This is a genomic window from Streptomyces sp. NPDC058534 (assembly GCF_042717365.1).
GTDB lineage: Bacteria > Actinomycetota > Actinomycetes > Streptomycetales > Streptomycetaceae > Streptomyces.
The window spans coordinates 111,069-119,613 of the sequence record NZ_JBHXNW010000018.1 but is presented as its reverse complement, the minus strand read 5'-3'; the positions used below and the strand labels follow the sequence as shown (position 1 = coordinate 119,613).

Genomic DNA, 8,545 nt, shown 5'->3' with positions numbered 1-8,545 from the left:
CTCCATGACGAACCGGGGCCTGCTACCGGGCACTCCGGTGTCTACCCGGACGGGACTCTCACCCGCAGGCCTGGACCAGCTTCCAGGACGCAACATATGCGGACCGTAGGACTCCGCCGTACGGCGAACCGTTCCGCCCGCAAGGCGTTCCTACGATCGGGGGACGGCTCCGTCAGGGCCGGGCCGCACCGTCACACCCCGGGGGCCCCGACGGCGCCCTCCATCAGCCCGTTCACCTCGGTCCCCGCCGGGCTCAGCAGGAAGACGTTGCGGTCGACCCGATGCATCCCGCTGGCCAGGCCGAAGACGACGCCCGTGCTGAAGTCCAGGACCCGCTTGGCGACCTCGCCCTCGGCGCTGGTCAGGTCCAGCAGGACGGGGATGCCCGCCATCAGCGTCTCGGCGACCTCGCGCGCGTCCGCGAACACGTTGACCCGCATCACGACGAACCGGCGGCGCCGCTCGGTCTCCGCCTCGGGCATCGCCCGGTGACCGACCGCCGACGGCCAGGCGTCGCGTCCGCGCAACGGAACCACCTGGGCGAGGCCCTCCCACTGCTCATCGGTGACGTCGTGGCTGTTCACCGGCTCCCCCCCGATTCCGCTCGCCGTAATTGCCTGCACCAGCCAATTCTTACGGCAAGTCACCCGTTCGGCCCAACTGCGACACGGTCCCCCCGGCGGTCAGACCCGGGCCTCACTGTCCTGACGGCTGGCCAGGGCCCAGATGACGAACACGTCGATCGCCATCATGATCACGGACCAGACGGGTGAGTACGGCAGGAACAGGAACTGGGCGACCAGACTCAGCGAGGCGAGGACGATGCCCGCGACCCGCGCCCAGGCCATGTCCTTGAGCAGGCCGTATCCGGTGACGGCGACGAGGGCGCCGAGGACGACGTGGATGATGCCCCACCCGGTGAGGCTCATCTCGTAGACGTACGTGCCGATCCGGGCGTACACGTCGTCCTCGGCGATGGCCGCGATGCCCTGGAGGACGGCGAGGGCGCCGCTCAGCAGCAGCAGTACGCCCGCGAAGACGACGCCTCCGGTCACCCAGCCGCCCGACCGGTCGGCCGGGCGCTGGGACCAGGTGCCGTCGCCGCCGTGGGACGGCCGTCCGGGTGTGGGTTCGGCGTGCTGGCTCATGGACGGAGTCCTTTCTGCGTGTCCCCGTGAGGGGCCTCGGCCCGCCGCGCCGACGGCGCCGACAGGTCGTTCCGAGCCTGCGGGGCGCGGGGCTCCCCGGCCACGCGGGTCCGCCCGGACGGGTGAACGGCGGCCCGGCGTGCGCATGCGACCGCACGCCCCCTCGCGTTAACTGAACGGCACCCGCCGGAGCGGACGAAGGAGGGCACGTGACGAGTCGGCCGGCGCCGGCGAACGCCGCCCCGGGCCGGGCCGAGCAGTCGCTGCGGCACATGCTGCTCAGCCCCGGCTACCGGCGGCTGTTGCTGCTGTGCGTACTGCTGGGCGTGCCGATCGCGCTGGCCTGCTTCTTCTTCGTCGGCCTCCAGCACCAGTTGCAGCACTGGGTGTGGACCTCGCTGCCCGAGGCGGCCGGGTACGACACCCCGCCCTGGTGGTGGCCGCTGCCCGCGCTGGTGCCGGCCGGGCTGGTCCTGGCGCCGATCGTGACCCGGATGCCCGGCGGCGGCGGCCATCTGCCGGTGAACGGCCTGGGCGGGCCGCCCGTCGGTCCCCGGGCGCTGCCCGGAGCGGTCCTGGCCGCGCTGGCCACCCTGCCGCTAGGTGTGGTGCTGGGTCCCGAGGCCCCGCTCATGGCCGTCGGCAGCGGGCTCGCGCTGCTGGCGGTGCGGCGGACGGGCACGGGCGGCGACCAGCGGGCCGGCGCCATCCTCGCCACGGCCGGTTCCACCGCCGCGATCTCCACGATCCTCGGCGGCCCGGTGGCCGCGGCCGTACTGCTCATCGAGGGCGCGGGGCTGGCCGGGGCGCAACTGGTCGTCCTGCTGCTGCCCTGTCTGCTGGCCAGCGCCACCGGCGCCCTGGTCTTCACCGGCTTCGGGCAGTGGACCGGCCTGAAGATCGGCGCGCTCGCCCTGCACGACTTACCACCGGCCGCCAACCCGGACGCCGGTGACTTCCTGTGGGGCATCCCCACGGCGGCGCTGATCGCCGTGCTGATCACGCTGGCCCGCGAGCTGGGGCACCACACCGTCTCCTGGACCCGGCGGCACACGGCCGTCCGCACCGTGGTCTGCGCCACGGCCGTCGGGGTCTGCGTCGCCGCGTACGCGCTGATCACCGGCCGCTCCCCGGCCGAGGCGGCGCTGTCCGGCCAGGCCACCCTCGCGCAGATCGCCGCCCACCCGCACGCCTGGCCGGTGGGCGCGCTGATCGCCCTGGTCGCGTGCAAGGGGCTGGCCTGGGGCATCGCCCTTGGTAGCCTGCGCGGCGGCCCGATCTTCCCGGCGGTGCTGCTGGGCACGGCCACCGCCATGGCCTGCTCCGGGCTGCCCGGCTTCGGCGTGACCCCGGCGCTCGCCCTCGGCATCTCCGCCGCGGCGGCCGCGGTGACGGGGCTGCCGCTGTCCAGCGCGGTCCTGGCGGTGCTGCTCACGGGCGGGGACGCGTACGACCAGATGCCGCTGATCGTCACCGCGTCGGTCGTCGCCTTCGTCGTCTCCCAGGTGGTGCGCCGCACGGAACCGGAAGCGGCCCACGCCCCGACGACGGGAACGACCGGGTGACGGAGCGCCGGACCGTACAGACCCGTAACGCCTGGCGCACCGCCCGGCCCTGGGTCGTACGGGGCTGTGTCGCGGTGGCCGTGGTCGTGGCCTACTTCCTGCTCCCCCTCGACCATCTGGGCCCGCACCGGCCCGTGCTGAGCTGGGTGCTGTTCGCCCTGCTGCTGAGTGCCGTGGCCGCGCTGCTGCTCCGGCAGATCCACCACGTCCTGGTCGACCGCCCCGAGACCAGGCCCGGTGTGGTCATCACCCTGCTGATCATCCTGTCCGTGCACGTCTTCTCGGCCACGTACTACGCCCTCGCCAAGCAGCCCGGCGAGTTCACCGGCCTGCACACCCGCGTCGACGCGCTCTACTTCACGGTGGTCACGCTCGCCACGGTCGGGTACGGGGACATCACCCCGCGCGGGCAGTCGGCCCGGATCGTGACCCTGCTCCAGATCGTCTACAGCTTCGTCTTCCTCACGGCCGCCGCGACCGCGCTCAGCACGCGGGCGCGCGCCATGGTGGTCCGGCGCACGGAACGGGACCGGTCCGGCTGACGTTTCCGCAGCCCCGAGCCCTGTCCGCCCGGTCCCCGGCCGGGTCCGCGCGACAGGAGGCCCGCTTGTCACCACCCCCGTAGGAGCACTACTGTCGCCACGCCTTGGTGAACGGGAAATCCGGTGTGATGCCGGTGCGGCCCTCGCCACTGTGAATCGGGAAGTCCGGCTCCGGCCCCTTGTGGGCAGCCACTGGGTTCTAGGCCCTGTCGTCGGACTCCCGTCGTCCGCCCGGAGGGCGGGCCTCGCGGTGTCAGGTGCGTGCTCTCGGCGTGCCGGGCCCTGAGCCTCGTACTGGATGTACTTGGGTCAGGGCCCGGTGCGGCGAGAGTGCGTGCATGGCGCCGCGAGGCAGACGGGAGTCCGACGACAGGGCCTAACCCGGGAAGGCGTTGCTCGGACAGCGGTACCCGTCAGCCAGGAGACCGGCCAAGGCGCGTCGTCCATCCACGAGGTGCTGGAGAGGGTCTGCTGAGCCATGCACATAGCCGAGGGCTTTCTGCCACCGGCGCACGCGATCGCCTGGGGTGTCGCGTCCGCGCCGTTCGTCGTCCACGGAGTCCGGTCACTCACCCGTGAGGTCAGGGAGCACCCGGAGAGCACGCTGCTCCTCGGCGCCTCCGGTGCCTTCACGTTCGTCCTGTCGGCCCTGAAACTGCCCTCCGTCACCGGAAGCTGCTCCCATCCGACCGGCACCGGTCTGGGCGCCATCCTCTTCCGGCCGCCGATCATGGCGGTACTGGGCACCATCACCCTGCTCTTCCAGGCGCTGCTGCTCGCCCACGGCGGGCTGACCACGCTCGGCGCCAACGTCTTCTCCATGGCGATCGTCGGCCCCTGGGCCGGGTACGGCGTCTACCGGCTGCTGCGCCGCTGCGACGTGCCGCTGATGGTCGCCGTGTTCTTCGGGGCGTTCGTCGCCGACCTGTCCACCTACTGCGTGACCAGCGTCCAGCTGGCGCTGGCCTTCCCCGACCCGAGCAGCGGATTCGTCGGCGCGCTCGGCAAGTTCGGGTCCATCTTCGCCGTCACGCAGATCCCGCTCGCGGTCAGCGAGGGCCTGCTCACGGTGATCGTGATGCGGCTGCTGGTGCAGTCCAGCAAGGGTGAACTGACCCGGCTGGGCGTGCTGCTCACCAGGTCGGGCAAGACCACGTCCGACGAGCAGGAGGCGGTGGCCCGATGACCCGCAACGCGAAGATCAACGCCCTGTTGCTGCTCGCCGTGGCCGCGCTCGCGGTGCTGCCGCTGGTACTCGGGCTCGGCGACCACAAGGAGGAGCCGTTCGCCGGCGCGGACGCGGAGGCGGAGACGGCGATCACGGAGATCGAGCCGGACTACGAGCCGTGGTTCTCGCCACTGTACGAACCGCCGTCCGGGGAGATCGAGTCGGCGCTGTTCGCGGTGCAGGCCGCGCTCGGCGCGGGCGTGCTGGCGTACTACTTCGGTGTACGCCGGGGCCGGCGGCAGGGCGAGGAGCGGGCGGCGGCACTGCGGGATGCTCCCGAAGGGAACTGAGTGCTGCCGATCGACGCCGCGGCGCACAGCAGTCGGTGGCGCCGCCGCCATCCCGTGGACAAGGCCGTACTCGGACTGGGGCTGACCGTGCTCGCGATCTCGCTGCCGCCCTGGCCGGGCGCGGCGCTGGTGCTGGTGACGGCGCTTGCGGTGCTGCTCGGCCCGGCGGGCGTGCCCGGGCGCCGGCTGTGGCGGGCGTACCGGGTGCCGTTGGGTTTCTGTGTGACGGGCGCGCTGCCGCTGCTGGTCCAGGTCGGGGGCGCGGACGGGTTCCTGACGGTGGCTCAGGGTGGGCCGGTGCGCGCCGGTGAGCTGCTGCTGCGGACCTCGGCGGCCTCGCTCGGGGTGCTGCTGTTCGCGTTCACCACGCCGATGTCGGACCTGCTGCCCCGGCTGGTGCGGGCGGGGGTGCCCGCACCGGTCGTGGACGTGGCGCTGGTGACGTACCGGATGAGTTTCCTGCTGCTGGACTCGGTGCGTCGCATCCGGGAGGCGCAGGCCGCGCGGCTGGGGCACACCACCCGGGCCGCGACCTGGCGTTCGCTCGGCGGTCTCGGCGCCACGGCGTTCGTGCGGGCCTTCGACCGGGCGGCACGGCTCCAGTCCGGGCTGGCCGGCCGCGGTTACGACGGCACCCTGCGGGTCCTGGTGCCCGAGGCCCGCGTCTCGGTCGCCTTCACGGCGGCGAGCGGCGCGCTGCTGGCGGCGCTGGCCGCCCTCACCCTCGTACTGGAAGGGCCGCTGTCGTGAGTGGGACGAGCGAGGCGACGGCGGAGGCGCTGGTAGCTCTGCGGGGTGTGGCCTTCGCCTACGAGGAGGGCCCGGACGTGCTGACGGGGCTGGACTTCTCGGTGTGCGAGGGGCGGGCGCTGGCGCTCCTTGGCCGCAACGGCAGCGGCAAGACCACGCTGATGCGGCTGCTCAGCGGCGGACTCCGACCGCGTGCGGGGACGTTGACGCTCGACGGGGAGCCGGTGGCGTACGACCGCAAGGGGCTGACCCGGCTGCGGACCACGGTGCAGTTGGTGGTGCAGGATCCGGACGACCAGCTGTTCGCGGCCTCGGTGGGGCAGGACGTGTCCTTCGGGCCGTTGAACCTGGGCCTGCCGGACGCGGAGGTCCGGTCGCGGGTCGACGAGGCGCTCGCCGCACTGGACATCGGGGCGCTGGCCGACCGGCCGACCCATCTGCTGTCGTACGGGCAGCGCAAGCGGACGGCGATCGCGGGGGCGGTCGCGATGCGGCCCCGGGTGCTGATCCTGGACGAACCGACCGCCGGGCTCGATCCGGACGGCCAGGAGCGGCTGCTCGCCACCCTGGACCGGCTCCGCGCGGGCGGCACCACGGTGGTGATGGCCACCCACGACGTCGACCTCGCCCTGCGCTGGTCGGACGACGCCGCGCTGCTCACCCCGGACGGCGTGCGCACCGGCCCGACGGCCGCGACGCTGGCCCGCACGGATCTGCTGCGGCAGGCGGGGCTGCGGCTGCCCTGGGGCGTCGCGGCGGCCGGACTGCTGCGGGCGCGCGGTCTGTTGACGGAGACGGCGGCCGGACCGCGCACCCCGGAGGAGCTGGCCGCCCTGGCCGACTGACGCGTGCGCCGGCCGGGGCGGCCCGGGTTCACCGCGCGGAGTCGCTGTGCTCCGGTTCGGGGGTGGCCGCCGTCGGCTCGCCCTCGGGACGGTCCTCGGCACCACCGCGCCGGCGGCCGGGCAGGACGACCAGGACGATGAGGGTGCCGGCGGCCATGATGACGCCGCCGACGAGGCTGGTCGTCGAGACGCCGTGGGCGAAGGCCCGGTTGACGGCGTCGGTGAGGGCCTGCGCCTGCTCGGGCCCGGCGGCCGGGTCGGTGGCGAGCCGCTGGGCGACCGCCAGTCCGCCGCCCACGGAGTCCTGGGCGGTGTCCAGCGCGGCGGCCGGGAGCCGGTCGCCCACCAGGCCGGCCAACTCGTCGCGGTAGGCGGTGCCGAGGAGGGAGCCGAGGACGGCGATGCCCAGCGAGCCGCCGAGTTCCAGCGCGGTGTCGTTGGCGCCGCCGCCGACGCCCAGTTCGTTCTCCGGGAAGGAGCCCATGATGGTGTCGGTGGCCGGGGAGACGCTGAGGCCGATCGCGAGGCCGAGCAGCAGCATCGGGGCGAGGAAGTCGGCGTAGGTGGAGCCCTGGTCGATCAGGACCAGCAGGAAGACACCGGCCGTGCCGATCGCCATGCCGGACCCGACCATGGCCTTCACCCCCAGCTTCGGGGTGAGCCGCCCGGTCACCGCGGCGCCGACGAACACGGCCCCGGCCAGCGGCAGCAGCCGTACGCCGGTCTCCAGCGCGCCGAAGCCGAGCACGAACTGGAGGAACTGCGTGGCGTATTGAAGTGCTCTCCCGGCTGAAGGCCGGGAGATTCCTGCTTACCTTGCGGTAGCGGGCTTGACGCGCTTGGCGCGCCTGACGACTGCCCTCCCGGCAGCCGGGATGAGCGCGAGGCCCGTCCGGTACAGGTGCAAGACGTTCCGGGCCGCGTTGTGGTCGGCGTTGCCCGACCAGCCGCAGTCCGGGTTCTTGCACACGAACACGGCCTGGGACTCGCGGCTGCCGGGCGTGGTGATACCGCACGCCGAGCAGCGCCGGGAGGTGCCGGGTGCGGGGACCTTGTGCAGGGTGCCACCATGCTGGGCGGTCTTGTAAATCAGCAGGGTGACCGTGCGGCCCCATGCCTCCTGGTTGACGGAGCGGTTCAGCCCGGACTTCTGGGCGACGTTCGTCCCCGGTGCCTCGGGGGTTCCCCTGGCGGATTTGACCATGTTCGTGATGGTGAGTGCTTCGACCACGATCGTGCCGTAGGTGCGGGCGATGGCGGTGGTCGTCCGGTGTTGCCAGTCCAAGGCCCGGCGCTTGGCTTTCGCGCGCAGTCCTGCGATCTGGTCATAGGTGTGGTGCAACCGGCGGCTGGTGCGCTCGCCGGGCTTACGGTGCCGCTTACGCTGGGCGGCGCGCTGCTCCAGGTGCAGGAGCCGTGCCTTCTCCTTGGCGGTCAGCCACGTGCCGTGCTCGTAGGTTTCGCCGTCGGAGAGGGCGATGGGTACGTTGATTCCGACGTCGATGCCGACTTCAGGGCCGGTGTGGGGTTCGGGCTTGTTCTCAAGGGTCTGGACGCGGAAGGCGATGTGCCATCCGAGGGCGTCTTTGACGAGCCGGGCCCCGGTGATCCGGTTCTCCGGGTTGCTGCGCTTGCCGACGGGCAGGTCTTTGGTCCAGCGGAAGCGGATCCGGCCCACCCTGGGAATGTTGGCCATGCCCCAGCGGCGGTGCACGCGGACGATGTTCAGGTCCCGGCCCTGCGGTACGTCCACCGACATCACCGACCGGAACCGGCCCTTGAAGTTCGGTGCGTCCGCCCGCCCGTCCCAGCAGTTCTTCCACGCCCGGAAGTAGGTCTTGAGGACCGCTTGTGCGGCCTGGGCGGGGAGAACCGCCAGGAAGTCGATGTCCTGACGGGCTTGCCGGATCGCGGCGTCCGCGTTCGCGAGTGTCCGCTTCTCCTTCGGCATCATCTGCCAGCACGCGTGCAGGCAGTTCCACACCGTGCGGGCGGCGTGTGCCTGAGCATCGGTCTTCGACACCTCGGCGGGCGACAGTGCGAGTCGGGCTCGGTGCCCGAACTGCCGCTTGACCAGGGTGTCTTGACTCACAATCGAGAGGCTAGCATTGGTTTATGTCACCCCGCTGGGAACCCGAATCCTGATGTCAGAACTGGTCGCCATGTTGTTTGCAACC

At 72.5% G+C, this 8,545-nt stretch carries 9 protein-coding genes, 1 pseudogene and 1 riboswitch; of the genes and pseudogenes, 6 read left to right on the top strand and 4 right to left on the bottom strand.

What is annotated here, in order from left to right; translation table 11 throughout:
* Positions 1-191 precede the first annotated feature (191 nt).
* Together ACFWR9_RS14265 and ACFWR9_RS14260 are read right to left on the bottom strand one after the other, a co-directional pair.
* Complete coding sequence (locus ACFWR9_RS14265) at positions 192-584, bottom strand: cell division protein SepF (RefSeq protein WP_383840709.1); 393 nt, start codon at positions 582-584, stop codon at positions 192-194.
* Between the two features lie 99 nt (positions 585-683).
* Entirely contained in the window at positions 684-1,148 is a 465-nt protein-coding gene (locus ACFWR9_RS14260; protein ID WP_383840706.1) for a hypothetical protein, read from the bottom strand.
* 272 nt (positions 1,149-1,420) lie between these two features.
* On the opposite strand from ACFWR9_RS14260, the gene ACFWR9_RS14255 reads away from it, so the two are divergent.
* From ACFWR9_RS14255 to ACFWR9_RS14230, 6 genes are all read left to right on the top strand, one after another.
* Positions 1,421-2,713 (top strand): chloride channel protein, encoded by a 1,293-nt coding sequence (locus tag ACFWR9_RS14255; RefSeq protein ID WP_383840723.1) that lies wholly within the window; start codon positions 1,421-1,423, stop codon positions 2,711-2,713.
* A complete protein-coding gene (locus ACFWR9_RS14250; RefSeq protein WP_383840703.1) occupies positions 2,710-3,255 on the top strand; it encodes a potassium channel family protein in 546 nt (181 codons plus the stop codon). Before ACFWR9_RS14255 ends, ACFWR9_RS14250 begins: the two co-directional genes overlap by 4 nt.
* Before the next feature lie 88 nt (positions 3,256-3,343).
* Positions 3,344-3,704, top strand: a riboswitch (cobalamin riboswitch).
* A gap of 29 nt (positions 3,705-3,733) precedes the next feature.
* A complete protein-coding gene (locus ACFWR9_RS14245; protein ID WP_383840700.1) occupies positions 3,734-4,441 on the top strand; it encodes an energy-coupling factor ABC transporter permease in 708 nt (235 codons plus the stop codon).
* The gene (locus ACFWR9_RS14240) at positions 4,438-4,773 is read left to right on the top strand and encodes an energy-coupling factor ABC transporter substrate-binding protein (protein ID WP_383840697.1); all 336 of its coding nucleotides are present in this window, start codon (positions 4,438-4,440) and stop codon (positions 4,771-4,773) included. Before ACFWR9_RS14245 ends, ACFWR9_RS14240 begins: the two co-directional genes overlap by 4 nt.
* Positions 4,774-5,523, top strand: coding sequence for a cobalt ECF transporter T component CbiQ (gene cbiQ, locus ACFWR9_RS14235; protein WP_361364830.1), 750 nt, complete (start codon positions 4,774-4,776; stop codon positions 5,521-5,523).
* Positions 5,520-6,368 (top strand): ATP-binding cassette domain-containing protein, encoded by an 849-nt coding sequence (locus tag ACFWR9_RS14230; protein WP_383840693.1) that lies wholly within the window; start codon positions 5,520-5,522, stop codon positions 6,366-6,368. The genes cbiQ and ACFWR9_RS14230 overlap by 4 nt, the downstream gene beginning before the upstream one ends.
* Before the next feature lie 28 nt (positions 6,369-6,396).
* Here ACFWR9_RS14230 and ACFWR9_RS14225 read toward each other — a convergent pair.
* Together ACFWR9_RS14225 and ACFWR9_RS14220 are read right to left on the bottom strand one after the other, a co-directional pair.
* Positions 6,397-7,149 (bottom strand): annotated as a pseudogene (locus ACFWR9_RS14225) (MFS transporter); the annotation flags it as partial.
* Between the two features lie 30 nt (positions 7,150-7,179).
* The gene (locus tag ACFWR9_RS14220; RefSeq protein WP_383840690.1) at positions 7,180-8,460 is read right to left on the bottom strand and encodes an RNA-guided endonuclease InsQ/TnpB family protein; all 1,281 of its coding nucleotides are present in this window, start codon (positions 8,458-8,460) and stop codon (positions 7,180-7,182) included.
* Between the last annotated feature and the right edge of the window lie 85 nt (positions 8,461-8,545).